The organism is Chryseobacterium sp. WG23, assembly GCF_024586575.1.
Classification (GTDB): Bacteria; Bacteroidota; Bacteroidia; order Flavobacteriales; family Weeksellaceae; genus Chryseobacterium.
On sequence record NZ_JALCZE010000010.1, the window covers coordinates 25,991 to 52,581 of the forward strand.

Genomic DNA, 26,591 nt, shown 5'->3' on the forward strand with positions numbered 1-26,591 from the left:
GATTATTTAATTATCATCATTCACTTTGTTTTTGTTGATAAAGATTCTCAAGGATCTGCTCAACGGCATTGAAGATTTTTTGATTATCAAACTGATCTTCGATGGTAAGAAGGTTCTTTCTGATGTTGGAGATCAATTCCGGATCAGAAAGGAACTTTTTCATAGCTTCATACATTTCGTTGGTTTCGTATTTGATTAGATATCCTGTTTCGCGGTCCTTAATCATGATTCCAACATCGCCGGTATCCGTTGCAATAATTGGTTTTTGAAGAATCAATGCTTCAGCAATTACAAGGGGCCATGCTTCAGATTCGGAAGGAAGAATAAAATAATCTGCCTTCTTAATGTAAGGATAGGGATTCATTTTATTGCCACATAAAATAAACGTATCCTGAACATTATTGGTGTTGATCTGTTCTTTCAGGTTTTCCATTTCTTCTCCATTTCCAAGGATTAAGATACTGTGTTGGAAACCTTCCTCTATCAATCTTTTATGAGCATCAATAAGTTTGTGGTACCCTTTTCTGTGATGAAGTCTGCCTACGGAAACAAAAACAGGTCCCTGAGGGAAGTCTTCTAATTTCTCTTCTGCCTTTTTTTTAATTTCTTCGATAGGAATTGCATTAATGACAACACTTTCTGCAGGATATTTTAAATCCGGATAATACAGATGCATCATTTCTTTGATCCTTTGCGAGCAATAGATCATATGGTCAAACTTTTGAAAGTTGTCTATGATCTCCGGAACTACTGGCTGTAGGGCAGGTAAATTGATCTCGGAGTGAAACCAGCCTATTTTTTTTGAATGTTTATTGCTTGAATTGTTTACAGATGAGAATGTAGCATAAGAGGGAGAGATCTCTATATCAAACTTTTTATTTCCTAAGATACGGTCAGCAATTCTTGGATTTTTTAATATTCTTGTCAGTTTTAGTCTTCTGCGGGCCAGCTGAAGTTTATTGATGAAAGGGTTTTTGGAAAAACTCTCTTTGCCTTCAGTAAGGTAGATCTTTTTTACATGACCCGGGATTTCATTTCGAAGTTCTCCCTGATTCATGTTTAGGCATATGGTTAATTCAAATTTATCAGGATTCAGATTGTTGAGCATGCTCAGTACCACTTTTTCTACCCCTCCCATTTCCATAGAGCGGTGTCTGAAAAGAACCTGTATTTTCTTGTTTTCTGACATTATCTTAAAAATTTATGTAAAGTAATGGAGTTTTTTCTTTCCTATATATCCATATTGGTATTTGCAAAAGTGCGAAGATCTCATGATTGGAAGTATTCCGGAATTTTTTACCATTGATAGCTTTGTGGTTTCTCCGCTTCATGTTATCCAATCAGGAAAAAAGCTTCAACTATTAAAGTGAATCGAAAATTAGCTCCTGCTTATTGATAACCCTTGTATTCGGAGGGATATCCTGATAAATAGTACATCCGGCGCCTATAATACAATTATCACCTATGGTTACTCCTTTAAGAACTGTTACGTTACTTCCAAGCCAGCAATTACTGCCTATTTTTATGGGAGCTTTATTAAACTTTGATGAATATACTTTAAATTCAGGCGAGGTTTCATAACAATGGTTATGATCATAAAGCTTTACATTCTCTCCAAATAACGTATGGCTACCAATAGAGATGTGTTCCATACAATTAATTGAACAGAAGTTATTCATAAAAAAATCAGTTCCTATCTCTAAAGAGGCATTTTCTAAAACAAGAATAGAAATGTAGTTCCTGAAATCTGCTGAATGGCCAATATTTACTTTTTTCAGGTTTCTATCCAGGACAAAATGATTGCCTACACCAATCCTTATATTCTGAGAAAATACATTAGGGTGCTTTTTTAAAGAAGACAGTTGTTTTTTTCTTTGAATTTTTTCAAAAAAATTGTAAAGCATATTGTAATTTTTTTTTCACTTTGAGTTACACAAATATAGCCTGTTTTTAGATAAATGAAAAAAAATCTTTATTTTTGCTTCAATTAAAGGCAACACAGTGAGTGAAGTAACTAGAGTTCTCAAAACATTTATCGGGTATTTAAAAAGACCTGATCTTTATCCGGAGTTAGGCCGGAAGATTATTAAGAATACTGTCAACAGGGGCAATGCCTTTAAAGGAAAAGATAAAACCAATTCCTGGGCCGCTGGAAGAGCAGTATCACAGAAAGAAGCCGTTTCTAAGCTTTTTGGGCTTGAAATAGATGCTTTCCGTAACAATTATCAGGAAGTTTTAGCTACAGCAGCAGAAAAAGAAAGGGGATGTCCTGTAAAAATGGGAGGCCCCGGAGCGTTAGAGCTTATCTACTATGCCTGTGAGTTTACCAAAGCTCAGCATGTAGTGGAAACTGGAGTTGCCTATGGATGGTCTTCATTGGCAACGCTTTTATCACTGGTAAAAAGAAACGGAACACTCTACAGTTCGGATATGCCTTACCTGGCACAGGATGGTGATCAATATGTGGGATATGTAGTTCCGGAAAACCTTAAAGGAGGTTGGAAATTATTCCGTTTTGCAGACAAAGAGTCCTTACCCAGGATTTTCTCAGAAAATAAAGTTTTTGATGTTCTCCATTATGATTCTGATAAAAGTTATAATGGCAGGATGTGGGCTTATGATGAGCTTTACAAGCATTTGAGAGAAGGAGGAGTCTTCATCAGCGATGATATTGGTGATAATTCTGCGTATCAGGATTTTTGTGAAAAAAATAATATTGAAAGTACAGTAGTAGAATACGAAGGAAAATATATTGGTGTTTTTATTAAATAAGCTTTATAATAAAACAGTTTGTTCCTTTTTTTATAAGATGGTGAGCGGATTGTAATAAGGTTATTCAACGAAAATAATTCATGATTCTGCTTTACAGTAATAAAATATAAAAAGGTTTCTGGATAAAGGACATTAAATACAATGTATAATATGACTGTTTGGCCGTTTTTATGAAGATAACCCAGATTACATTTACCCGGTTTCTTGCGGCTATGGCTATTGTCATTTCCCATTTCAATAAAGATATGTTTCTATACAAAATAGATTACATTTCTAATATTTTTCTGAAAGCGAATGTAGGAGTAAGCTATTTTTTTATTCTTTCCGGCTTTATCATGATCATAGCCTATCATAAGAAAGACAGGATCAACTATTTTGATTATTACAAGAATCGGTTTGCCAGAATCTATCCATTGTATGTATTGGGGCTTTTGCTATATCTGGTCACCCGGTATTCAGGGTTTAGTTTTTATAAAGCTTTTTTATACCTATTGGGGTTTCAGAGCTGGATTCCCGGAGAGGCTATGATTCTTAATTTCCCCGGATGGTCTATCTCTGTTGAATTTTTGTTTTATCTGCTTTTCCCGTTACTCTATAATCATTTTTATTCTAAAGGAAATAAAAGCATCTGGGTGATTACCATTATTATCTGGATTGTAACGCAGGTAATTTGTAGTCTTTATGCTGTGTCCCAATATTATGAAGGACCTCATACAGAGAGTCACGAACTGCTGTATTATTTCCCACTGATGCATATTAATGAATTTCTTGTAGGAAACCTGGCAGGGCTGTTTTTTGTGAAAAATCATAAGCAGAAAAATTACGATGTTCCTGTCATTGTAATTTTCCTATTAATACTATTGGCGTTGATCTTTGTACCTCTTTTCTATCATAACGGCCTGATGGCGCTGCTGTTTATTCCGCTTATTGTTTTGATATCGAAGAATAACGGAACACTGACCAGAATATTTTCATTAAAACCGTTAGAATATTTAGGAGAAGCAAGCTATGCTGTTTATATAACACATATCCCTGTTTTATATATCTTAAGGGAGATTCTGGAACCATATAATCTTGGAATTGACAATATATTCTGGATTTATATGGGTACTCTTATTATTACTTCTGCTTTATTTTATCAGTTTATTGAAAAGCCGCTCAGGGATTATCTTAAAAAAATAAAATTGAGCTGAGGATATGTATTTTTATCTAACTTAAAACGCTCATAATGATCAAAATAAAAAATGTTCCCCCAAAAAACAATATCGAAATAGATGGTTTATTGCTTTATGGGAGGTATTTAAATATCAATAACTTCTAAAAAGGCAATATGTTATTTAATTCAATAGGGTTTCTTATCTTTTTACCAATCGTATTCTGTCTTTATTGGTTTGTTTTCAATAAAAAATTTCAGCATCAAAACAGGCTGTTGCTGTTGGCCAGTTTTTATTTTTATGCATGCTGGGACTGGAGATTTCTCTTTTTGCTACTGTTTTCTATTGGTTTGGATTATCTTTCAGGTATTAAGATTGAGAACAGTAAAAATAAGCGGGAAGCCACATTTTGGCTTACATTAAGTATTGCCATCAATCTCGGCTTTCTGGGCTTTTTTAAATACTATAACTTTTTTGTTGGAAGCTTTGCCGAACTTCTTGGTGGATTTGGGTTCAAAGCGAATATCTGGCTTCTTACAATTATCCTTCCGGTAGGTATTTCATTCTATACATTCCATGGTCTTTCTTATGTCATAGATGTGTATAAAAAAAGGATTAAAGCTGAACGTAACTTTACAGATTATGCCGTATTTGTAAGCTACTTTCCTCTTCTTGTAGCAGGCCCAATAGAAAGGGCTACCCATCTATTACCTCAGATACAGAAAAAAAGAACATTCAATTATGAGCAGGCTGTAGATGGCATGCGTCAGATACTTTGGGGGTTCTTCAAAAAAATGGTCATTGCAGATAACTGTGCTCCCTTAGTGAATGAGATCTTTACGAACTATCAGACGGAAAGCCCTGGAAATTTAGTAATAGGAGCTGTATTGTTTGCATTCCAGATCTATGGTGATTTTTCCGGATATTCGGATATCGCATTAGGGGTTTCCAGACTGTTTGGAATAGAGCTCCTGAAAAACTTTGCATTTCCCTATTTTTCAAGAGATATTGCTGAATTTTGGAGGAGATGGCATATTTCGCTTTCTTCATGGTTCAGGGATTATCTTTATATTCCTTTAGGAGGCAGTAAAGGAGGGCTTTCTATGAAGGTCAGAAATACATTTATTATTTTCCTTGTTTCCGGGTTCTGGCATGGTGCCAACTGGACGTTTATTATTTGGGGAGGACTTAATGCGCTGTATTTTATGCCTCTTCTGATAATGAATAAAAATCGTCAGAATATTGAAGTGGCAGCACAGGGGAAGGTATTACCCTCCTTTAAGGAGTGTTTTCAGATCTTTATTACTTTTTTAGCGGCTTGCTTTGCCTGGATTTTTTTTAGAGCAGAATCTGTAGCCCAGGCTTTAGATTATATAAAGAGGATCTGCAGTACCGGAATTTTTACTTTACCACATCCATTACCTGTAAAAATACTGGCACTGATTGGGTTTATGCTTTTGGTAGAGTGGATCAATAGAGAAAAGTTTCATGGTTTGGAAATAGGAAGATTCAATCCATGGATGAGACGTCTTTTTTATATGGTTATTATTTATATCATTCTCCGTTATGCCAATTTCGGGAATAATGAATTTATTTATTTTCAGTTTTAGCATGAAGAAGTTTTTAATAAAAATAGGATCTTATTTTCTGGCAGTAGCAACGGTATTTGCTGTACTTGGAAGTTATGCTGACGGAAATACAGATGATAACTATATGCATTTTGCGGTTAAAAAGCCACAGAATATCATTTTGGGGGATTCCCGGGGATCACAGGCAGTTGTACCCAGTGTTTTAAAAAAGAAACTTTCAAGGGAATTTGATAATTTTTCGCTCAATGTTGTTGAGTCACCTTATGGGCAGATCTATTTTAAAGCATTAAAAAGGAAATTAGATCCTGAAACAAAAAATGGAATTTTCATTCTGACAGTAAGTCCATGGACTTTATCCTTGGATAAAAACACTAAAAATGTCAAAGATTTTCCGGAAGAACACTCACCACTGAATGATGTGTACACTTATGACAGGTCTCCAAATTATGAATACCTGCTAAAACACTATACAAGAAGCTGGTTCAAAATATATACGGAAAGAGCAGATGCAGTCGGGAAATCCAGTTCATTTCTTCATGAAGACGGATGGATGGAAATTAATGTGAATATGCATAAAGATTCTGTGGCTGCAAGAACTGCCAAAAAAGAATTGTTCTATCAGACTTTAGCCCAACAGGCCGAGTTGTCGCAGGAACGGCTCAAAGCTTTTGATGAGATCATTAACTATTTAAGAACTAAAGGAACGGTGTATCTGGTTCGGATCCCTGCTTCTAAAGGCATTATGGCCATTGAAAATAAAAAGTTCCCCCATTTCAGCAAGCTATTACAGGATGTTTCACGAAAACAGAATGTGAAATTTTTTGATTTTTCAGAGGCAAGTGAAACGTATATATATACTGACGGAAACCATATGTACCGGAATTCAAGTAAGGTTTTTACTTCCAGAATAGCAGACTCTATCAAAGTAGGGAAACGCTAAAATAAATTTTTTCTGAAATTAATATTGTAAATCCCCGAACGTATACTCGGGTAATCTGAGATCAAATGTTTTAGGATAACTCCCCATTTTTGAGGAGCAGCAGTTGTTGCGATCCGGAAACTTCTGTACATTCTGTTGATATGCAGTTTGATATGATCTGGTATTGTTTCTTCATTTTTAGCCCAATTGTCAACTTCCTGCCATAAAAGAACCCTGGTAGTAGCCGGATTGATTTTTTTCGAATCTACCTGAGTAATCCGGTTATTTTCATGTACACCTCTCATCGCTATAGCTTTATCTAAAATACCGGGATACAGATCAAGATAATAGGAAAGACGGAATAAAAATTCCGAATCCTGATGGAGCCTTAAACTGGCTTTAAATAAAGTACTCATTTTTTTTAGCAGAGAATCTCTTCGTATCGTTAAAGTATCAATACTGAACAGTCCAAAGCTTCCAAGCATATAGATTTGTCCCGGAAAAACTTCTTTTGGACTATGTTTCTTATGCACGGTAGTCAGTCTGTCTCCAAATACGGAATAGTACTGTTCTTTTGCTTTTTCAGTATAATAATGGACGCCAAGTGCTCCGTATACACCTTCTACTTTTGGATCTTTAAAAAGTTCTTTTTCAGCATCAAATCTGTTGGGAAGAAAATAATCATCTGCATCCAGAAATGCAATAAAATCTCCGGTAGCTTTTTGTATTCCCAGATTCCGGGTAGGGCCGGCACCGTGATTCCCTTTGTCAGGATGCTGATAAAGTTTTATCCTGTTGTCTTTTTCAATAAGTTGTTTGCATACCTGTAGTGCATTGTCTGGAGATTTGTCCTCAATCAGAATAACTTCATAGACCTCATCAAACTGAAGGGCTGATTCTACTGCCTGGAAAACAAATTTTTCGGCATTATAAACTGGAATTATTACAGAAATTTTCATTTTTTGCTAACTGAATTTTTTTGATCATTTGTGTGATGCAAGATAATCAAATATAAAGACTTGTGGCTTAAAAATTAATTAAAAAAGTGGAAATACAGCTCTGTAAAATAGAATAAACATAGCAGGATCACCAATCAGATCAGTGAATGCCTAAAGTTAATATTATAGAGACCGGATCTTATACTTTTATAATCTGTAAACAGGTATTTGATAATCATTCCCCATTTTTTGAAAGCCGGAGCTTTTGCAATCTCAAAGCTGCGGTGCATTCTTTCTATGTGAAGTTTGACATCTTCGGAAATATCACCCTCAGTTTGTGACCACGTTTTTATCTCCTTCCAAAGCACTGTCCGTGATATAGCGGGATTTATTGCACGGGAATCTATTTTTGTTATTCTGTTATTTTCGTGTACCCCTCTCATTGCTATTGCGCTATCAATAATTCCGGGATATAGATTAAGATAATAAGACAGACGAAGCAGAAATTCGGTGTCTTCATGCATTCTCAGATGAGGTTTGAATAAAGGATTCATCTTTTTCGTTAATGCCTCTCTGCGAACTGTCAGGGTGTCAATACTGAACAATCCAAAGCTTCCAAGCATGTGCAGCTGTCCCAGAAAGATATGGTAGGTATCGTATCTTTTATAGACGGTGGTAAGCCTGTCTCCAAATAAATTGTAGTATTGTTCTTTTGCTTTTTCAGTATAATAATGGACACCAAGTGCTCCATACACTCCATCTACTTCCGGATTTTTAAAAAGTTCCTTTTCCGCATCAAACCGATTAGGCAGAAAATAATCATCTGCATCTAAAAAAGCAATAAAGTCTCCCGTTGATTTTTCTATGCCTAAATTCCTACTTGGGCCTGCTCCGTGATTTTTCTTATCCGGATGCTGATAAAGCTGTACTTTATCATATTTTTCAGCAATCTGCTTACATACCTGCAGCGCATTGTCCGGAGACTGGTCTTCAACGAGAATTACCTCATAAACTTCATCAAACTGAAGAGCAGATTCCACTGCCTGAAGGACATAATTTTCGGCGTTATAGACGGGAATAACTACTGAAATCTTCATTTCACCTTTTTATAATAAATTAATTGTGTTTTTTACACTGTCATTTCAAGTACGAAATTTAAGCTTTTAATTCTAGTTTTACAATCCTTAACCTTGTGAAACAGTGAAATATTTATTTTTTTGAATATAATAAAGATTAAAACATCATTTTATACCATATAAGCAAGGTAAATTGGTTGTATGAGATATTTTTTAATATACATTGGATATTAAAAAAGAAAACCTCTAAAAAAATATTAATAGAGGCTTTAAGTTTTTAGGTGTAAGTAATCCTTTCAGTAGAATACTGATGTTACCCAGGACTTATTGGAGGTTGAATTTCATCAATGAGAATAGGTGAACCTGTATTTTGTCCGCAATATATTGGGATTTTTAAGAATAGTGGCCAATAGGCTCGTCATTTTTGAAAGTCCTTTTTTTGCAGAAAGCTCAAATGCTTTTTTCTGAAGGTAGATATGCTGGGCATAATCCGGTTCTAAAGATAATGGCTTAGACCATTCGTACAAAGAGTTCCAGAAAAGATATTGCCTTTGATTGTATTGAGGGGAATATCTTATAATCTTCGTAATTCTGTTGTCATCATGTATCCCTCTCATCGCTACAGCCTGATCTATAATCCCGGACTTTAAATAACAGTGATAAGCCAGCTTAATGATGAAATCAGAATCCTGATGAACACGCAGAACCTTATTAAAGTTTAAAGAATGCTTCTCAAGGGCAGATTTTCTTACAGTCAATGCATTCAGGTGAAAAAACGTACCGAAAGTTTTCGGTGTAAAGCCTAAGAGTCCCCTGAAAACTTCTTTTCCCTCAGCAGGATAATTGACTGTAGTAAGTGTATTGTCGCTAAATTTAGACTGAAACTCTTCTTTTCCTTTTTCAGTCAGGTATTCAATACCCACAGCATTGAATACTCCGTCTACTTTTGGATCATTAAAGAGGGTGTTCTCTGCATCGAACCTGTTTGGAAGATAATAGTCGTCTGCATCTAAAAATGTAATAAAACTTCCGGTTGCTTTTTCAATTCCCAGATTCCTTGAAGCTGCAGCTCCGTGATTTTCCTGGTCAGGATGCTGAAAAAGCTTAACCTTTGAATGTTCTCCTACTAATCGTTTACAGACTTCCAGGGAATGATCGGTTGATTTATCTTCGACTAAAATAACTTCTTTAACTTCTTCAAATTGTAACGCAGAGATTACTGATTTTTCTAAAAATTCAGCAGCATTATATACAGGGATGATTACAGAAATATCAAGCATTACAGTACAGATTGGTTATTATCTGCCCAAAGGGCAAGTTGCAAAAGATTCCAATGTTTTTCATCTTTATTCAGATAGCTTTGAGTGGCTTTAAAATCAATAAAATTAAATACTTTATGATTGGGGTTTTTCAGCATGTCATTGGAGAAATTCATGAGGTTTTCTTCGGTAAACCAGTTCTTTACTCCCAATCCAAATCCCTGTTTATGACGCTTCCTGATGGTTTCGGTCCAATATGATCCCATCGCTTCCCGAAGAATAATCTTGTCATTGGTATTGCTTAATTTCAACTGATCGGGTAGCTGTATACAAAACTCGGCAAAATCCAGATCAAGAAACGGAGTCCTTACTTCCAGTGAATTGGCCATAGCCATCCTGTCAGATTTTACCATCATATTTGCCGGAACATAGTTCTCAAGATCGGTTCTCATAATATCATTGAGTGAGTCCGTATCCGGTGTGAAGCTGTAAGGCTGGAGGTAGTCGGAAGAAATACCGAGGTGTTTCCTTTCTTTCTTATTAAAGTCATTTCTTACAGCATTCAAATGGAAATCCAGAATAGAATCATATTGTATATTTTTTTGAGTAATAAAAGAAGTGGTTCTTAGCTTTTGATATAATTTTAATCCAAATTGAGCCATTATATTTTTATAGCTGAAATGCTGTTTCATTTTGTTTTCAACGGTATAAAAATGATAACCGCCAAAAAGTTCATCTCCTACATCTCCGGATAACACTACAGTAAGGTTCTTCTTAGCTGCTTTACAGATCTCATAATGTGGGATAAAGGAAGCATCTGCAAAGGGCTCATCAAAAAAAGGAGTGATCTTTAAAAGAGAAGTGACAAGATCTTCTTTTTTCTCATGAACCTCTATATGGTTGGTTTTATATTTATCTGCAATTTCTTTAGCATATTTTAGCTCATTATCTTTATGGTCATATCCAAAACTGATGGTGGTCTGCTGAGGTAAAAATTCATCTACCAATGCAACAATGGATGAAGAATCCAACCCTCCGCTTAAAAAACTACCTACTTCTACATCTGCAATAAGCTGTTTTTTTACTGCATTTTTGAGGAGATGCAAAAATTCGTCTTTAGCATCAGAAAGACTGATCATTCTGTCTTTTGCCGGTAAACTGTAATAGCGTGATACACTAATTTTACCTTCTTTCCAGATCAGCTGATGGGCAGGAGGCAGGGTGTATATATTACTGTAAATACTTTGGTATGTACTTACATATCCATATTGAAGATAATGGGAGAGGGCATCAGAGCTTACTTTGGGTTGAATAAGACCAGAGGCCAGGATAGCTTTGATTTCCGATGCGAAAATAAACTCGTTATTGTTCCCAATAGCATAGTAAAAAGGTTTTTCTCCAAAACGGTCTCTGGCACAGAATAATTGTTTTTTCTGATTATCCCAGATGGCAAATGCGAACATTCCCGGAAGCTCGTGGATCAGGTTTTCCTGCTTCCTCTGATACATAGCAAGGATAACTTCTGTATCAGATTCTCCATGGTAAGGATATTCGGCATATTGCTTTTTAATATCCTGATATCCGTAGATTTCACCATTCAGAACAATACATTCTTCTTTAGTATTGGAGAACATGGGCTGCTTTCCATTTTCAGATAAATCTATAATGGAAAGTCTGCGATGGCCTAATGCTGCATTGTCATAAAATTCATAATGCGAAGAATCAGGACCTCGATGTATTAGGGAATCTGTCATTTTTTTGATTTCTTCCTGATAATTTCTGGCATTACTGCTTATAATTCCCGCTATTCCACACATAGATTTTATTTTTCATCATTAATTTTCATTTTTTTGTATTGGCTAATTTACGACAGATTAAGAAAAGTAGGACCTTTCTGACTCAACTGATTTCGTAAATCTGTTAATGTTTCCCCGTCTCTGGATATTTTTTTATATTTCTTTGAAAGCTGTTTATACTTACTAATATTGCCCGTCATTATATTTTTAAGCATGCTTTGCTTAAGGGCTTTTTTTTCAAGTTCAAGAGCATTGGGAAGATTCGGATTCATAATATTGACTTCAATACGGACGTCTTCATACTTTGTCCGATCTATTTTATTCAGCAACTGGACACCGTCATGCACCACCTTACTGCCGGGGACAAGTAATATTTTCTTCTGGTGAAAATGAATGCGGTTCACATACTCATTATCTTCTCCATAGTGGAAAAAATAAGGATTAAAGCCACCTACTGTCTCAATTGTTTTTCTAGGTATTAGCCAATGGGCGGCATTTACAAATTGGATTTCATAAAAAGGTTTCAGGGTCTGAAAATAAAGGTCAGAAATCAGTCTGGTTTTTTCATAGTTCTTAGCGATATACTGATCTAAAAAAATATCCAGATATTTTTCTGAACCATCTATATGGAAAGGGCTGATAATCCCAATCTCGTCCTTGTTAGGGTGATGGTTATAAATATTAAGCATTTTTTCCATGCTGTCTTCATAAAGCCATGCATCCTGATTCATCAGATAAAAGAATTCCGCTCCTCTTCTGTACGCTTTTTCAATTCCTAAATTATTGGCTTTTCCAAAACCTAAATTTTGAGGAGACTGTATAAAGCCTACCTCAGGAAAGTAAGTTTTAATATATTCCTGTGTACCATCTGTAGAGCCATTGTCTACTACAATACATTGTATCGGTACTGAAGAGGTTTTTAAGCTTGAAAAACATCTTTCTGCCCATCGCATGGCATTATAGGTAACGATAATTACATGAATAACAGGCATCTTAAATATACTTTTGAGTTAATGTTTCAAGGTAATTTTCCGGGCTTATTCCTGAAAAGAAAGTGATGATTTCCTCCTCAAAATCTACTTTGTAGAAATCTCCTTCATCTACTTCTGAATAACATGCCTTTTGATAAGTCTCTTTTTCAATAGCTGTGACAATTTCTTTTAAATCAAAATTGTATGGGAATGAAAAATTAATAATCTTATTAGAAACTTGTAAGCTTTGTGATTCTAAAAATTTGGAAATATCTTCTATATCCAAAAGCAATCTTCTGGCTTTAGTATGGAGTGTAAATTCAGTTTTGTTCGTGATCTGTGTTTTAAGGAAATTAAAAAGGGTATTGGGATTTCCGCCTTTACCCACAATATTGCCGATTCTTAAAATTACATAATGCTCAGTATTGTTTCTTATATAGTCCTCAATCTTTTTTTTATGAATGACGTAGGGGCTTTTCTGCTTGGATTGGTCATGAATACTCAGTGTGGAAAAATAGACCATTTTTTTTCCTTTATTTTCTTCATGTACCGTTTTTAAAAGAGAAAATTCTCTTTCAAACTCGGATGTTCGTGTTTCCAAAGAGTTGGAAACTCCTGATGCAAAAAAGACAATATCTGCTGTATCATAAGATTTTATTGCATTTGCTATAATACCGTTGCCAATAATCATATGCTGTTTCTTTTCATTAATTGTGTTGGGGTAGGGAACAATTTTACTATTTATGGTTACCAACAGGTTATTTCAGATAATCAAATATATGAAAATAGTATTTCATTTTTATTTTGGTCGTCCAGCGTTTCAAGTGTGGTAAGTTTTTAAGATAATTTTTATATTGTTGAAGACAGTATACTTTATATCCGTTTTCCAAGGATGGATCTAAATTAAGTCCAGCGATTGTTTTTTTTACAAAGGAGAATCTCTTAAATACTGCAAAAACAGAATCGCGGGATATAACTTCTTTTTCATCCTTAAAATGGGAAAAAGTTTTGTATCCAATATTTTGTTTCGGATGAATTCTGTATTGTCCTAAAATGTTTTTTTCTATCCATACAGAATCTCTGTTAGAGGCTAAAAGCAGGAGCTCGTAATCATGGATGATAACCGGGTTAATTTTTTTTAATGGAAGATGGGCTTTCAGGAATGTATTTCGAATCGCGATACTCATTCCCGGAAATATATTTCCCCGGTATAATATTCTTTTTATAATATCCTTTGGGTGTTTAAATTGATCAGGATCAACTGATTCTAAATCCCAATAGGTTGTTTCCCCGGTACTGTTTACGGCTTCACCAAAAAGTTTAATGTTATGAGAAATAATGTTAATATTGGGATTCTTTTCAAATATATCGGTAATAACTGCCGTTTTATTTTTATACCATCTGTCGTCCTGATCACATAAAAAGATAAAGTCTCCGGTACATAAACTCATTGCTTTTTCAAAATTTCCTATATAGCCTAGATTTTCTGAGTTTTGATACACCTTGATAATGTTCGGAAAACGAGTTGTATACTCAGAAAGTGTTTTCAATGTTCCATCAGTAGAACCGTCATCACAGATGATAATTTGAGATACCGGTTTTTCCTGGCTGAGAATACTATCCAGCTGTTCTGCGATATATGCTTCACCATTATAGGTGCAGAGGGCTACAGATAAAATCATTTTTTCTGAAAAAGTTTATAATAATATTTTTTAAAAGCAAGATAGCCGGAAATTACCTTACCTCCAGTTACCTTATTAAATTCATTCCTCATCTGTATAAATTGCGAAGAGCGAACTTCAATAATGTGATAGACCAGTCTGTCATGAAGGTCATCACCATATAATTTCTTCAGTATCGGAAGAATTTTTATTCTTTGATGGAGGATTTTATGAAGGTCAGAAGACATGCTGTTATTGCTGTCTTCTTTACGGTAATGGGCCAAAGGTTCGTCTACGAGAAATACTTTTGGATGGCCTTTCATGATATAGATCCACATTAACCAGTCCTCACAGCTTGTTAAAGATGTATCAAAAAGAAACCCATCAAGCAAATTTCTTGAAATCAAAGCACAATGAATCGGGATGCTAAATTTTAGATCCCATCCGAATACAATGCCTTCGAATCTTAAAAACTCCTGTTTTATACTGTTGTAACCGGGATAATGTGCTTGGTTCTTGTAAATAGTAAACTGACTTACCATTAATGGATATTCTGTTTCGGAAGAAAGACTTTTTGTAAACTTTTCCGGATGGATAGTATCATCAGAATCTAAAAACTGAATATAAGCTCCGGAAGCCTTTTCCAAGCCTGCATTTCTTGCAGAAGACAATCCTCCATTTTTTTTGTATACATATAGAAATCGGCTGTCTTTTTCAATCCATTTTTTTGCTGTTTCTTCTGTATGATCTGTAGAGCCGTCATTGACAACAATACATTGCCAGTTAGTATAGGTTTGCTCCAGTACAGACTGCAGGCATTCATCTAAGTAGATAGCCTGATTGTAACATGGAACGATGACAGAAATTAATGGTAACATAAATTACTTAGTTAGAAATTGATAAGTGTTTTCTATAGCGGAAATAAGAAAGATATTTACGTATGGGCAAGTTAAAATGGACAAGTTTGAAATTTTTCAAAACTGTGACAAACATTTTTTGAAATTGGTTATGGAGCAAATAATACACATATAAATTCAATGTATATCTGTTGATCAATTTAACATCCTCAAAGGAATATTCTGTTTTAAATAGCTGATGTATTCTTAAGATTTGTGAAAAGTGTTTTTCATCATTTCCTATTCCGCTTATTTGTGCCATTGTTCCCATATCATTAACCCTATAAACGGAATAACATTCTTCTGAAACATACGCCTTAGAATTTGGAAATGAGTTTAGAGTATTTATATAAACCATCCAATCTCCAAAATAAATATGTTCAAGATAGTGAAAGTCTATGCTGTTTTTTCTAAACATACATGTGCATGAAATCAAATTGTTTTTCGAGAAAAAATCTTTTATTTCATATGTTTTTTTACGAAGTGGGTTTCCAATGAAAGAGGTCAGATTTCCATTTTCTAATAATTGAGCTAGCCCGCTATGAATGGAATAATCTGGATTTTTTTCTAAAAAATCTACCTGTTTCTGAACTTTTAAAGGATCAATCCAGTAATCATCACCATCACAAATTGCATTATACTTGCCCTGACATTCAGTAAGTGCCCATGAAAAGTTTTGCATAATTCCCTTGTTATTTTCATGTCGGGTATATTTTATAATGAAATTCTCAGGAATACTGGTCTTTTCTAAAAAAGACAATATAACTTCATCCGTATCATCGGGTGAATGATCATTAGCTATGATGATTTCTATCTTCCCATCATACTTTTGTTGTATAATACTGCTTATGGCTTTTTCAATAAATTTTTCATGACCATAAGTAATCATAATAACACTTACTAAAGGATGATTTGGCATTATATTAATTTTTAGTAAGTATTCTGGCCGGTATCCCTACTGCTGTACAATGGTCTGGAATATCTTTGGTTACCACAGAACCGGCTCCTATGATTACGTTCATTCCAATATTAACTTTCGGAAGAACAACCGCATTGGTTCCAATAAATGTTTTTTCACCTATAAAACAGTTTCCGGATATAGAAACATTAGGACAAATTTCAACAAAGTCACCAATAGAAACATCATGTCCTATAGAAGATATTTGATTGATAATGACTCCTTTGCCAATTTTAACATCATTAGTGATGACAGTACTCTGCATAATGTTACACCCTTCACCAATAACATTTTCATAATGTCCGATAATACTTGTTGTAGCTATAGTAGAGGTAAAAATACCTCCTATTTCTGTGAACTTATTATAAAGCTTTTGCCTAAGAATGGGACTTCCAATGCCAATAGTAAACCTGTTATCGATATTCTTAAAATATTCAACAGCTTCTTCTATTGATTTTAATATGGGGAATTTATCATAAAGCTTACCGGTAACATCGTCATTTACATCATCATAAAATGCAAGATTCTCTAATTCTGAATTTTGATGACAGACTTCTAATATTTCTTTTGCAAAACCTTTAGCTCCTATTATTAGCATAAATTAATTATTTTGGATTCTTAAAATTAATCTTGAAATTAAATCTACTTCTTCAAACGTCAGATCATAATATAAAGGTAAACAGAGTGACCTTTTTGAAACGTCTTCAGTTACAGGAAGTTCTAGTTTAGGAAGATAGGGCAGTGCTGAAGCTAAGCTAGGATAGAAATATCTTCTGGTAAAGATTTCATTTTTATCTAGTTCCGCTTTTAGCTTTAACAATAAGTCCTCACTTTCTAAAATAACGGGATAATAAGCAAAGTTTTCATTTGCTTTTTGATGCCAGCGTGGTCTGAAAGCCTTCAATCCTTTCAGTTTTTCGTCATAAAGCCTTGTTAAAGCTTTTCTTTTTTCGTGTATATCAGAAATATATTTCAGATTGGCTAATCCCATCGCAGCATGAAATTCAGAGTTTTTACCATTGATCCCTAATTCTGAAAAAGAGTCATATCCTGAAATACCAAAGTTTCTGATAGAGGCTAATTTTTTAAGTAAATCGGCATTTTGAGTAATTACTAAACCTCCTTCAATGGAATGGTAAAGTTTGGTTGCGTGTAATGAACATGTTGAAATATCTCCATATTCAAAAATAGACTTACCATTTATTTTTACATCAAAAGCATGGGCTGCATCATAGATTACTTTTAAATTATGTTTTTTTGCAATAATTTCTATAGCTTCTACATCACAGGGATTACCATAAACATGGGTGGCAAGAATTGCTGTCGTTTTTTCTGTAATAGCATCTTCAATCTTTGAGGGATCTATGCATAAAGAATTAGGATCTATATCTATAAAAACAGGAGTACAGCTCTCCCATACGATAGTACTTGTGGTTGCTATGAATGAAAATGGAGTTGTGATAACTTCCCCTGTAATTTCTAATGCTTTAAGTGCCATCTGCAAAGCCACGGTACCATTTGTTACAAAAAGCAAATGATTGAGCTTAAGGTGATCTTTAAGCTGCATTTCTAACTGGCTGGCTAAAGGGCCCATGTTAGTGAGCCAGTTTCGCTTCCATATGCCATCTAAATATTTTTCATATTCTTCTTGTGGAGGAAGAAATGGTTGGGTTACACTAATCATACGTAAATATCTAAAATTTTTAATCTTTGATTGAGTTGATTTTCATGAGAATATATCTTCTTACTTTTCGACTGAATATTATTTGACATTAAATGTACAATTTTCTCATTTTTAATCAAACCTTCAATAGAATGAAAAATTGCTTCCGCTTCAGGTTTAATAATGATCATTTCACTATCTGTAAAATGTGAATTTTGCTGAAGCTCATCTGTTAGAATGGGAATAACTCCATTTAAGGCTGCCTCAACAACCGCTCCTAAAGGAAAACCATCGAAAGAACCATCGTTTAAAACAAAAGGCCTGTTGGGAGAAATAATGATATCCTGTTCTAAAAATATTTCAGATAGTTCTTCATATTTCTTGTAGCCGTAAAATGTAAAATCTTTAGAATATTCATCAAGAGGTATTTCATCCTGATCAAATCCTCCGATAACACTAAATTTCACATTATAATTATTCTTAAGCAATACCTTAGCCGCATCAATAAATAGATCATATCCTTTATCAAGCCCCTGAGCCATATATTTTGCTGAACAAAAACAAATATTTAGTGAGTTTTCTTTTTTATAAACGCGTTCTCTTTTTACATTAAAAGAATTTTGAGGAACAATTCCTCCAAAAATGTAATGAATTTTATTTTGTGGGCAGCCCAGTTCTTCAATGATGAAAGTTCGGGTAAATTCCTGTGTAACAATCACTCCTTTAAAAGAAGGAGAGAATAACACTTTCTTTAATTTTTGTAATGAAGATTCGTCTTTTGTATTAAAACCACCTCCTGGGTATAATGTAAAAATAAAATTTGTCTTATTTTGTTCGAGGTATGGCAAACAGTCATATATGACATTAAGAAAAACACAATAGAATAGTTTTGCATCATAATGTAATATATCTTTTACAGAGCCCAACCGGGTTTTATGATATACTAATTCCGAGTTTTTTTCTAAAGCCTTTAAGTCCAGTAAATGCTGGGAATCCGGTTGGCCTACTACTTTGTAATCGGTGGGATTAACAATGATTTTAGAGTGTTGATAATGACTGAGGAGAGCCAAAAATTCAGCCATTCTAAATCCTGAAAGCGGATTTGGAAATATAGAATCATAAAGAAGAAGATCTACTTTTTCTTTAGACTTGAAAAAATTTTTTACACGATCAATCATTTTTCCATTCTAGTTTTGGCCGTACGACACCATTCCATCGGCCCATATAATCGCTTCTGCCTTCCAATACATCTTTTAATTCTAATCTGATTATTTTGTCTAGTTCAGTTATAATCGTAAAATTTTCTCCAACGAGTAATACACTGATATAGTATACTCCAGAGTTAAGCAAATCTTTGGGAATTGTACAATAAGATGTATGTTTTCCGGCGCTGTACTCCGGTCTGTAAATGTTTGGAGATGATAAGACATAGATTTCATCTTCGGTGAAAACAGAAAATGAAATATTCAATTTTTGACCCGGGATAAAATTGATAAAATCAAACTCCAGGGTGATGTCTTCATTGATATTAAATTCATTTGATTCACAGAAAGCTTTAATGGACAGTATTTTAGCTAAGCTATTTCCCGGAGCATCGTTTTCTTCCCATTTCATAAATGTATCCCTGTTTAAGGATTCACTATTGTAAACCTTAATGGCCTTATCAATATTTCCATCAAATGCCAAGCAGCCGTTTTCTAAAATGATACCTTTATTACAAAGTTTTTTTACAGCAAGGATATTGTGGCTTACAAATAAAACGGTTCTTCCTTCCCCTTTTGTTACATCCCCCATTTTTCCAAGACACTTTTTCTGGAAATCAGCATCTCCTACAGCCAGCACTTCATCCACAATTAAAATTTCAGATTCTAAGTGGGCTGCTACTGCAAAAGCGAGGCGGACATACATTCCTGAGGAATATCTTTTTACAGGGGTGTCAATATATCGTTCTACTCCAGAAAAATCTACAATTTCATCAAACTTGCTTTTGATTTCCTTTCGTGTCATTCCTAAAATGGCACCATTTAAGAATACGTTTTCACGACCTGTCATTTCAGGATGGAAGCCTGTACCTACCTCTAGAAGAGAAGCTATTCTTCCATTAGTATATATCTTACCGGTTGTAGGTTTTGTTACTTTACTTAAAAGTTTTAAAAGAGTTGATTTTCCAGCTCCGTTTCTTCCAATGATACCCACAGCATCACCCTGTTCAATTTCAAAATTAATATCACGAAGAGACCACACATATTCAGATTCCCCTTTTGTAGTTCTATCATTAGCTTCCCCAATTTTTAGATAAGGATCTTCTTTTCCTCTTACTTTATGCCAAAATCTATTAAGGTCGTGAGATAAGGTACCTGTTCCTACCTGCCCCAAGCGATATTGTTTTGATATATTTTCTGCTTTTAAAGCCAGCATATATTAATTGATTTTTGATTAATAAATTTTTTAATTGTCATTTTATACTGTGTCCATGAAAGTCTTTTCCACTTTATTGAAAACAACCACTCCAATCAGTAAAAGGATGATAATAATGATTGTGCTGAAACCCAGCATTAATGGTGAAAAGTTACCTACACCCAGCCAGGCGTATTTAAAACATTCAAATATGCCTGTAAGAGGATTATAGAAAGCTAGTTTTTTAAAGCCCCCGGGTAAAGCTGAAGTAGGATAAATGACAGGAGTAGCATACATATATAAACTAATTCCAAACCCTAAAAGCATACTCAGATCCTTATATTTTGTAGTAAGCGCTGAAAATATCATTCCAACACCCAATGCAAAAAAAGCCATCAATACTATAAGAAATGGGGTTGCAAGTATCCAGATATTGGGATGCACCTTTCCCTGGCTTAGATAATATGCCCATACGAGAAGAAACAGTAAGAATTGTACTGAAAATCGCATGAAGTTTGATATAATAATTGATAAAGGAGTTACCAATCGTGGGAAATATACCTTTCCAAAAATTGCTGAATTACCTAAAAATGTACTTGAGGTAGCTAGCAATGATGTTGAAAAATAATTCCAGAGCGTAACACCCGCCAGGTAGAATAGAATAGGAGGGGCACCATCTGTAGGTAGTTTGGCAATAGCACTAAAAACAATCAGATATACGATTGTTGTTAAAATAGGATTGATAAAAAACCAGATCGGTCCTAAAATAGTCTGCTTAAAGCTCGATATAAAGTCTCTTTTGACAAACATATAAATCAGATCTTTATATCTCCAGACTTCTTTAAGCTGAATGTCAAATAAAGAATGATTGGTTTCAATTGTTTCTGTCCACTTTTGCTGTGGTTCATTCATCTGTGTAAGTTTTTACAAATTTATAATAATTAATTCTTACTCTATTTCTTCGTTTTATGAATAATTGTTCACATAAAAGCGAAAATCAACAACTAATATATTGATATTTGTTGTTATAAACAAAAACTATTGGCTATAAAGCCAATAGTGTGTGGGATTTACAAATTGTTTTTTTATTTACGGATAAGCTGTTTCAGGTATTCACCATAGCCGCTTTTGCCATATTTAGCTGCTGTTTCCAATAGCTTTTCTTCGTTGATAAATTTATTTCTGAAAGCAATTTCTTCAATACATCCGATCTTGAAGCCTTGTCTTTTTTCGATAACACTTACAAATTCTGAAGCATCATGAAGGGAATCAAAAGTTCCTGTATCCAGCCATGCGGTACCTCTGTCCAGTACACCTACCTCAAGATTTCCCTGACTCAGATAAACATTGTTTAGATCCGTGATCTCCAGTTCACCTCTTGCAGAAGGCTGAATGTTTTTAGCAATGTCTACTACACTGTTATCATAAAAATATAAGCCGGGAACGGCATAGTTGGATTTTGGCTGTAAAGGCTTTTCTTCAATAGATATAGCTTTAAAGTCATCATCAAATTCTACCACACCATATCTTTCGGGGTCTGCTACGTGGTATGCAAAAACAACACCTCCCTCCGGATTGGTTTTATTTTTTAATAAAGTTCCCATCTCAGAACCGTAGAAAATATTATCACCAAGAACTAATGCTGCAGGATCATTGCCAATAAACTGCTCACCGAGAATAAATGCCTGTGCCAGCCCGTCCGGACTTGGCTGTACCACATATTCTATATTACATCCTATCTGGGACCCATCACCTAAAAGTTTGATAAAACCAGGCTGGTCATGAGGAGTGGTAATGATCAATATATCCTTAATTCCTGCTAAAAGAAGCGTAGAAAGAGGGTAGTAGATCATAGGTTTATCGTAAACAGGCATTAGCTGTTTGCTTACCGCAATGGTTAAAGGGTATAGTCTTGTTCCGGATCCTCCGGCTAATATTATTCCTTTCATATTATTTTTTGTTTTCTACTGCATAGCCTGTGTGATTTTAAATCAACAGGTAGGTAATTTAACCTTTTTCTATGCTTTTATAAAATATGATCAGTTCTTGAGGTCTTCTTTTTAAAATATATAGAAGAGTGATCTGATCAAATTTTAAAATTGTTTTTTTATACGTAGTTCCTTTGGTGTATGGATACTAGCTATATTGTTTTTCGTAATATTTTTGGTAATCTCCGCTGGTTATATTCTCAAGCCATTCTTTATTTTCAAGATACCAGTCTATTGTTTTTCCCAGACCTTCTTCGAAGGTTACTGAAGGCTTCCATCCCAAATCTTTATTAAGTTTAGTAGCATCAATAGCATAACGCTTGTCATGGCCAGGTCTGTCTTTTACAAAAGTGATCAGTTTTTCAGAATGACCTTCCGGCTTTCCTAATTTAGCATCCATTTGTTTGATAAGCTCTTTTACCAGATCAATATTCTGCCACTCATTGAATCCTCCAATATTGTAAGTTTCCCCTGTTTTTGCTTCATTGAAGACCTGGTGGATAGCTCTGGCGTGATCAATTACAAAAAGCCAGTCTCTGGTATACTTTCCATCACCATAAATAGGTAAAGGCCTTTCATTAATGATATTTGAAATACATAAAGGAATCAGTTTTTCAGGAAAGTGATTGGGTCCGTAGTTATTAGAACAGTTGGAAACGATGAAAGGCATTCCATACGTGTTACCATAAGCTCTTACCAGGTGGTCAGAAGCTGCTTTTGATGCAGAATACGGAGATTGAGGATCATAAGATGTTGTTTCTAAAAAGAATCCTGTTTCTCCTAAGCTACCATATACTTCATCGGTAGATACGTGGTAGAATAAGTTTTTTCTTTTTTCATCCGGAAATCTTCCATGGGTATGATCCGGGTTTAAAGTCCAGAATTCCTTACATAGATTAAGAAGATTGGCTGTTCCGTTTACATTCGTGTTAATGAATGCCATGGGGTCCGTAATACTTCTGTCTACATGACTTTCTGCAGCTAAATGTACTACTGCATCAGGATTGTATTTTTCGAAAACCCTTCTTAATTCTTCAGGTTCTGTAATGTCGGCTTTTTCGAAAACATAATTAGGTTCATTTTCAATATCCTTTAAGTTTTCTAAATTTCCGGCATAGGTAAGAGCATCAAGATTGATGATCATACTATCCGGGTTATTCTTCACAAATTCTCTTACAACATGTGAACCGATAAATCCGGCGCCCCCAGTGATAATTATATTTTTCATTTTGTCTATTTTAAAATTGTTCTTCTTCCTATACTTTTATAATAAAATCCATTCTGCTCAGGAACTTCTAACGGGTACATGTTTCTACCGTCAAAAATAGCTTTATTCTTCATTTTTTTCGACATGAGTTCAAAATTGGGATTTTTAAACTCCGGCCATTCTGTAGAGATAAATAGAGCGTCTGCACCTTCTAAAGCATCATACATTCCTTTGGCGTATTGTATTTTATCACCAATTACTTTCTTGACGTTACTTTCTGCAACAGTATCATAAGCTATGATTTCAGCTCCCTTTTCCAATAACAGGGCAATATTATCTAAAGAAGAGGCTTCCCGGATATCATCCGTATTGGCTTTAAAAGCTAATCCCCATATAGCAATTTTCTTGCCTTTAATATTTCCTCCGAAATATTTTTCTATTTCAGACACGAGAATTACCTTCTGTGCCGTATTTACATTTTCTGTAGCTTCTAAAATCTGGAAATTGAAATCTTCCTGCTTTCCGGATTTAATAAGTGCTTTTACATCTTTAGGAAAACAGCTCCCTCCATAGCCGATACCCGGAAATAAAAAGCGGTGTCCGATTCTGTCATCACTTCCCATTCCCAGTCTTACCTTGTCCACATCTGCACCTACTTTTTCACAATAGTTGGCAATTTCATTCATGAAAGTAATCTTTACTGCTAAGAATGAATTGGCTGCATATTTGGTAAGTTCTGATGATTTTTCATCCATGAAGATGATTGGAATCCCAGTATTGGTAAAAGGCTGGTAAATTTTAGACATAATTTCCTTCGCTCTTTCAGAGCTTGCTCCTACAACCACTCTTGATGGGTTCATGGAGTCTTCCACAGCAAAACCTTCTCTTAAAAATTCCGGATTTGAAACTACATCAAAAGGAATGTTTGTTTTGGAAGATATGACGCTGCTTACTTTATCAGCAGTTCCTACAGGTACTGTACTTTTATTGACAATAACTTTATATTCTGTCATCATCTCACCAATATTATTGGCTACCTGAAGAACATATGAAAGATCTGCTGAACCATCCTCGCCGGGAGGAGTGGGCAGTGCCAGATAAATGACTTCACTTTTGTCTAAGGCTTCTTTCAGATTGGTAGTGAAAAATAATCTCTCAGACTGTATGTTTCTTAGAAACATTTCTTCAAGATTCGGCTCATAGATGGGAACTACGCCGTTTTTCATACCTTCAACTTTTTTTTCATCAATATCAACACAGTATACTGAATTGCCAAGTTCTGCCAGCGTAGTTCCTGTAACTAATCCTACATAACCTGTTCCTACAATCGTTATATTCAAAATGTTTGGTTTTTAAAATTCAAGACAAAAATAATAAAAATACTTTCATATGCTCGTTTAATTTAAGGTAAATAGAATTTATGCTATTTGCTTGATAATAAGATAATTTTGCTTTTTTAGAAAAAAAGCGTATATTTGCATTGGATTTACGGGAAAAATGAGAAGGCTTCGAAAGAAAGCCTTTTTTCGTACTATAAATCAAGATAAAACAATGTATGGAGTTTAGAAAAAGAATTGAAGAATTATTAAATGAATTCCTTGAGACCAGAAAAGATCTGTTTCTTATTGATCTTAAATTTTCTGCAGGGGATGACATTACAGTGATTTTAGATGGCGACAATGGAGTTTCTTTGCAGGATTGCCTTGATGCAAGCCGTGCAGTGGAATTCAATATGGATCGTGAGGAACATGATTTTAGCCTTCAGGTGATGTCTGCAGGACTTAGTGAACCGTTGTCTATCCCAAGACAGTTCAAAAAGAACTTAGGACGAGAGATTGAAGTGATGTTGGAGGACTCTTCTAAAATTGAAGGAGAATTATCTAAAGTAGATGAAGAGAAGATTACCCTTGTTTTACGTTATCGTAAACCGAAGGATATCGGGAAAGGGAAAGTTGATGTAGAGGAGGAAAAAGAAATTCCTTACTCTGAGATCAAAAAAGCATTGGCAGTAATTAAATTTTAAAAAAGAAAAAAGAATAGATGGATAATATAGCGTTGATTGAATCCTTTGGTGATTTTAAAGACGAAAAAGGGATCAGTAAGATTGATCTTATGGCAATTATTGAAGACTCACTGAAAACTCTTTTGAGAAAAAGATTTGATTCGGATGATCATTTTGATGTGATTGTAAACCCTGATAAAGGAGATTTTCAGATATTTTTAAATAAAACAATTGTAGAAGACGAAATGTCTGAAGACGATGATCTGGAGATTGAAATTTCTGAGGCTAAAAAAATTGATCCTACCTTTGAAGTAGGAGAAGATTTTACAATGGAAATTCCTGTTGCGCAATTAGGAAGAAGGAATATTCTTACCCTAAAGCAAATTTTGGCTACAAAACTTCAGGAGCACAATAATGCAATGCTGTATGAACAGTTTAGAGATAAAATCGGGGAAATAGTTGTAGGGGAAATTCACCATATCCGTCATAAGCACGTGATTTTGTTGGATGATGAAGAGAATGAATTTATTTTACCGAAAGAAAATCAGATCCCATCAGATTTCTTTAAAAAAGGTGAGAATATCAGAGCTATTGTAGAAACAGTAGACTTTAAAGGTTCTAAACCACAAATTATTATTTCCAGAACTGCACCTAAGTTTCTTGAAAAGTTACTAGAACTGGAAATTCCTGAAATTCAGGACGGAACAATTATCTTGAAGAAGGCCGTTAGAATTCCTGGAGAAAAGGCAAAAATTGCAGTAGATGCTTATGATGACAGAATTGATCCTGTAGGTGCCTGTGTAGGTGTGAAGGGATCCAGAATTCATGGGGTTGTAAGAGAGTTGAGAAATGAAAACATCGATGTTATTCAGTGGTCTAAAAACCCTGAGATTTTGGTGAAGAGAGCTTTAGGAAATGTTACAATTAATAAGATTGAAATCAATGAGGATACTAACTATGCATTGGTATATACTCCGGTTGAGGAAATCTCTAAAGTAATTGGAAAACAAGGTCAAAATATCAGACTGGCTTCTTGGTTGACAGGATATGAGATTGATGTATACAGAGAGTCTAGTGAGGATGACGACGTTGATTTGAGAGAATTTAATGACGATATCGAGCAGTGGATTTTGGATGAATTTAAAAAGGTAGGTCTTACTACTGCAAAGTCGGTTTTAGATAAAGAAACTGAAAGTCTTTTAAATATGGTTGATCTTGAGGAAGAAACTATTGAAGATGTAAAACGTATTTTAAGAGAAGAATTTGAAGATTAAGATTTTAATAAATTTTAATAAGCAGTAAAAAGAAATACTTTAATTTTAAAAATTAAAAAAATAGTAAATAA

Annotated in this window: 25 protein-coding genes; 6 read left to right on the forward strand and 19 right to left on the reverse strand. The window is 34.5% G+C overall.

Features of this window, described 5'->3' with window-relative positions:
• Window positions 1-16: 16 nt before the first annotated feature.
• A complete protein-coding gene (locus MP477_RS15785) occupies window positions 17-1,189 on the reverse strand; it encodes a glycosyltransferase (protein WP_257191142.1) in 1,173 nt (390 codons plus the stop codon).
• 172 nt (window positions 1,190-1,361) lie between these two features.
• Window positions 1,362-1,904, reverse strand: coding sequence for an acyltransferase (locus MP477_RS15790; protein ID WP_257191143.1), 543 nt, complete (start codon window positions 1,902-1,904; stop codon window positions 1,362-1,364).
• Between the two features lie 97 nt (window positions 1,905-2,001).
• On the opposite strand from MP477_RS15790, the gene MP477_RS22850 reads away from it, so the two are divergent.
• From MP477_RS22850 to MP477_RS15810, 4 genes are all read left to right on the forward strand, one after another.
• Window positions 2,002-2,772 carry a class I SAM-dependent methyltransferase gene (locus MP477_RS22850; RefSeq protein ID WP_257191144.1) on the forward strand — a complete coding sequence of 257 codons (771 nt, stop codon included), beginning with the start codon at window positions 2,002-2,004 and terminating at the stop codon, window positions 2,770-2,772.
• A gap of 170 nt (window positions 2,773-2,942) precedes the next feature.
• Entirely contained in the window at window positions 2,943-3,965 is a 1,023-nt protein-coding gene (locus MP477_RS15800; RefSeq protein ID WP_257191145.1) for an acyltransferase, read from the forward strand.
• 137 nt (window positions 3,966-4,102) lie between these two features.
• Window positions 4,103-5,536, forward strand: a complete 1,434-nt coding sequence (locus tag MP477_RS15805; RefSeq protein ID WP_257191146.1) for an MBOAT family protein — start codon at window positions 4,103-4,105, stop codon at window positions 5,534-5,536.
• 1 nt (window position 5,537) lies between these two features.
• On the forward strand, window positions 5,538-6,455 hold the full coding sequence (locus tag MP477_RS15810) for a hypothetical protein (RefSeq protein ID WP_257191147.1): 918 nt from the start codon (window positions 5,538-5,540) through the stop codon (window positions 6,453-6,455).
• Here MP477_RS15810 and MP477_RS15815 read toward each other — a convergent pair.
• The 17 genes from MP477_RS15815 to MP477_RS15895 all read right to left on the reverse strand — a co-directional run bounded on the left by MP477_RS15815 (window position 6,452) and on the right by MP477_RS15895 (window position 24,584).
• The gene (locus MP477_RS15815) at window positions 6,452-7,393 is read right to left on the reverse strand and encodes a glycosyltransferase family 2 protein (RefSeq protein WP_257191148.1); all 942 of its coding nucleotides are present in this window, start codon (window positions 7,391-7,393) and stop codon (window positions 6,452-6,454) included. The genes MP477_RS15810 and MP477_RS15815 overlap by 4 nt on opposite strands.
• 134 nt (window positions 7,394-7,527) lie before the next feature.
• Window positions 7,528-8,469 (reverse strand): glycosyltransferase family 2 protein, encoded by a 942-nt coding sequence (locus MP477_RS15820; RefSeq protein ID WP_257191149.1) that lies wholly within the window; start codon window positions 8,467-8,469, stop codon window positions 7,528-7,530.
• 323 nt (window positions 8,470-8,792) lie between these two features.
• A complete protein-coding gene (locus tag MP477_RS15825) occupies window positions 8,793-9,728 on the reverse strand; it encodes a glycosyltransferase family 2 protein (RefSeq protein ID WP_257191150.1) in 936 nt (311 codons plus the stop codon).
• Window positions 9,728-11,524 (reverse strand): asparagine synthase (glutamine-hydrolyzing), encoded by a 1,797-nt coding sequence (asnB, locus tag MP477_RS15830; RefSeq protein ID WP_230033902.1) that lies wholly within the window; start codon window positions 11,522-11,524, stop codon window positions 9,728-9,730. The genes MP477_RS15825 and asnB overlap by 1 nt, the downstream gene beginning before the upstream one ends.
• Before the next feature lie 47 nt (window positions 11,525-11,571).
• Window positions 11,572-12,495, reverse strand: coding sequence for a glycosyltransferase family 2 protein (locus MP477_RS15835; RefSeq protein WP_257191151.1), 924 nt, complete (start codon window positions 12,493-12,495; stop codon window positions 11,572-11,574).
• 1 nt (window position 12,496) lies between these two features.
• On the reverse strand, window positions 12,497-13,165 hold the full coding sequence (locus tag MP477_RS15840) for a hypothetical protein (protein WP_257191152.1): 669 nt from the start codon (window positions 13,163-13,165) through the stop codon (window positions 12,497-12,499).
• 67 nt (window positions 13,166-13,232) lie between these two features.
• Entirely contained in the window at window positions 13,233-14,156 is a 924-nt protein-coding gene (locus tag MP477_RS15845; RefSeq protein WP_257191153.1) for a glycosyltransferase, read from the reverse strand.
• A complete protein-coding gene (locus MP477_RS15850) occupies window positions 14,153-15,013 on the reverse strand; it encodes a glycosyltransferase family 2 protein (RefSeq protein ID WP_257191154.1) in 861 nt (286 codons plus the stop codon). The genes MP477_RS15845 and MP477_RS15850 overlap by 4 nt, the downstream gene beginning before the upstream one ends.
• 7 nt (window positions 15,014-15,020) lie before the next feature.
• Window positions 15,021-15,950, reverse strand: a complete 930-nt coding sequence (locus MP477_RS15855; RefSeq protein WP_257191155.1) for a glycosyltransferase family 2 protein — start codon at window positions 15,948-15,950, stop codon at window positions 15,021-15,023.
• A 4-nt stretch (window positions 15,951-15,954) separates the two neighbouring features.
• Window positions 15,955-16,587, reverse strand: a complete 633-nt coding sequence (locus tag MP477_RS15860; protein WP_257191156.1) for an acetyltransferase — start codon at window positions 16,585-16,587, stop codon at window positions 15,955-15,957.
• Window positions 16,588-16,590: 3 nt separating this feature from the next.
• Window positions 16,591-17,673: a DegT/DnrJ/EryC1/StrS aminotransferase family protein gene (locus MP477_RS15865; RefSeq protein WP_257191157.1), complete on the reverse strand. Its 1,083-nt coding sequence runs from the start codon at window positions 17,671-17,673 to the stop codon at window positions 16,591-16,593.
• Complete coding sequence (locus MP477_RS15870; protein ID WP_257191158.1) at window positions 17,670-18,578, reverse strand: glycosyltransferase family 4 protein; 909 nt, start codon at window positions 18,576-18,578, stop codon at window positions 17,670-17,672. The genes MP477_RS15865 and MP477_RS15870 overlap by 4 nt, the downstream gene beginning before the upstream one ends.
• A gap of 244 nt (window positions 18,579-18,822) precedes the next feature.
• Window positions 18,823-20,070 (reverse strand): ABC transporter ATP-binding protein, encoded by a 1,248-nt coding sequence (locus tag MP477_RS15875; RefSeq protein WP_257191159.1) that lies wholly within the window; start codon window positions 20,068-20,070, stop codon window positions 18,823-18,825.
• Window positions 20,071-20,112: 42 nt separating this feature from the next.
• On the reverse strand, window positions 20,113-20,961 hold the full coding sequence (locus tag MP477_RS15880) for an ABC transporter permease (protein ID WP_257191160.1): 849 nt from the start codon (window positions 20,959-20,961) through the stop codon (window positions 20,113-20,115).
• A gap of 173 nt (window positions 20,962-21,134) precedes the next feature.
• Window positions 21,135-21,998, reverse strand: coding sequence for a glucose-1-phosphate thymidylyltransferase RfbA (gene rfbA / locus MP477_RS15885; RefSeq protein WP_047484947.1), 864 nt, complete (start codon window positions 21,996-21,998; stop codon window positions 21,135-21,137).
• Between the two features lie 187 nt (window positions 21,999-22,185).
• The gene (gene rfbB, locus MP477_RS15890) at window positions 22,186-23,265 is read right to left on the reverse strand and encodes a dTDP-glucose 4,6-dehydratase (protein ID WP_230033932.1); all 1,080 of its coding nucleotides are present in this window, start codon (window positions 23,263-23,265) and stop codon (window positions 22,186-22,188) included.
• Window positions 23,266-23,270: 5 nt separating this feature from the next.
• Complete coding sequence (locus MP477_RS15895) at window positions 23,271-24,584, reverse strand: UDP-glucose/GDP-mannose dehydrogenase family protein (RefSeq protein WP_257191161.1); 1,314 nt, start codon at window positions 24,582-24,584, stop codon at window positions 23,271-23,273.
• A 215-nt stretch (window positions 24,585-24,799) separates the two neighbouring features.
• Between MP477_RS15895 and rimP the strand changes: the two genes are divergently transcribed.
• Window positions 24,800-25,267 (forward strand): ribosome assembly cofactor RimP, encoded by a 468-nt coding sequence (gene rimP, locus MP477_RS15900; protein WP_230033936.1) that lies wholly within the window; start codon window positions 24,800-24,802, stop codon window positions 25,265-25,267.
• A 17-nt stretch (window positions 25,268-25,284) separates the two neighbouring features.
• A complete protein-coding gene (gene nusA / locus MP477_RS15905) occupies window positions 25,285-26,520 on the forward strand; it encodes a transcription termination factor NusA (RefSeq protein ID WP_209800360.1) in 1,236 nt (411 codons plus the stop codon).
• Window positions 26,521-26,591 lie beyond the last annotated feature (71 nt).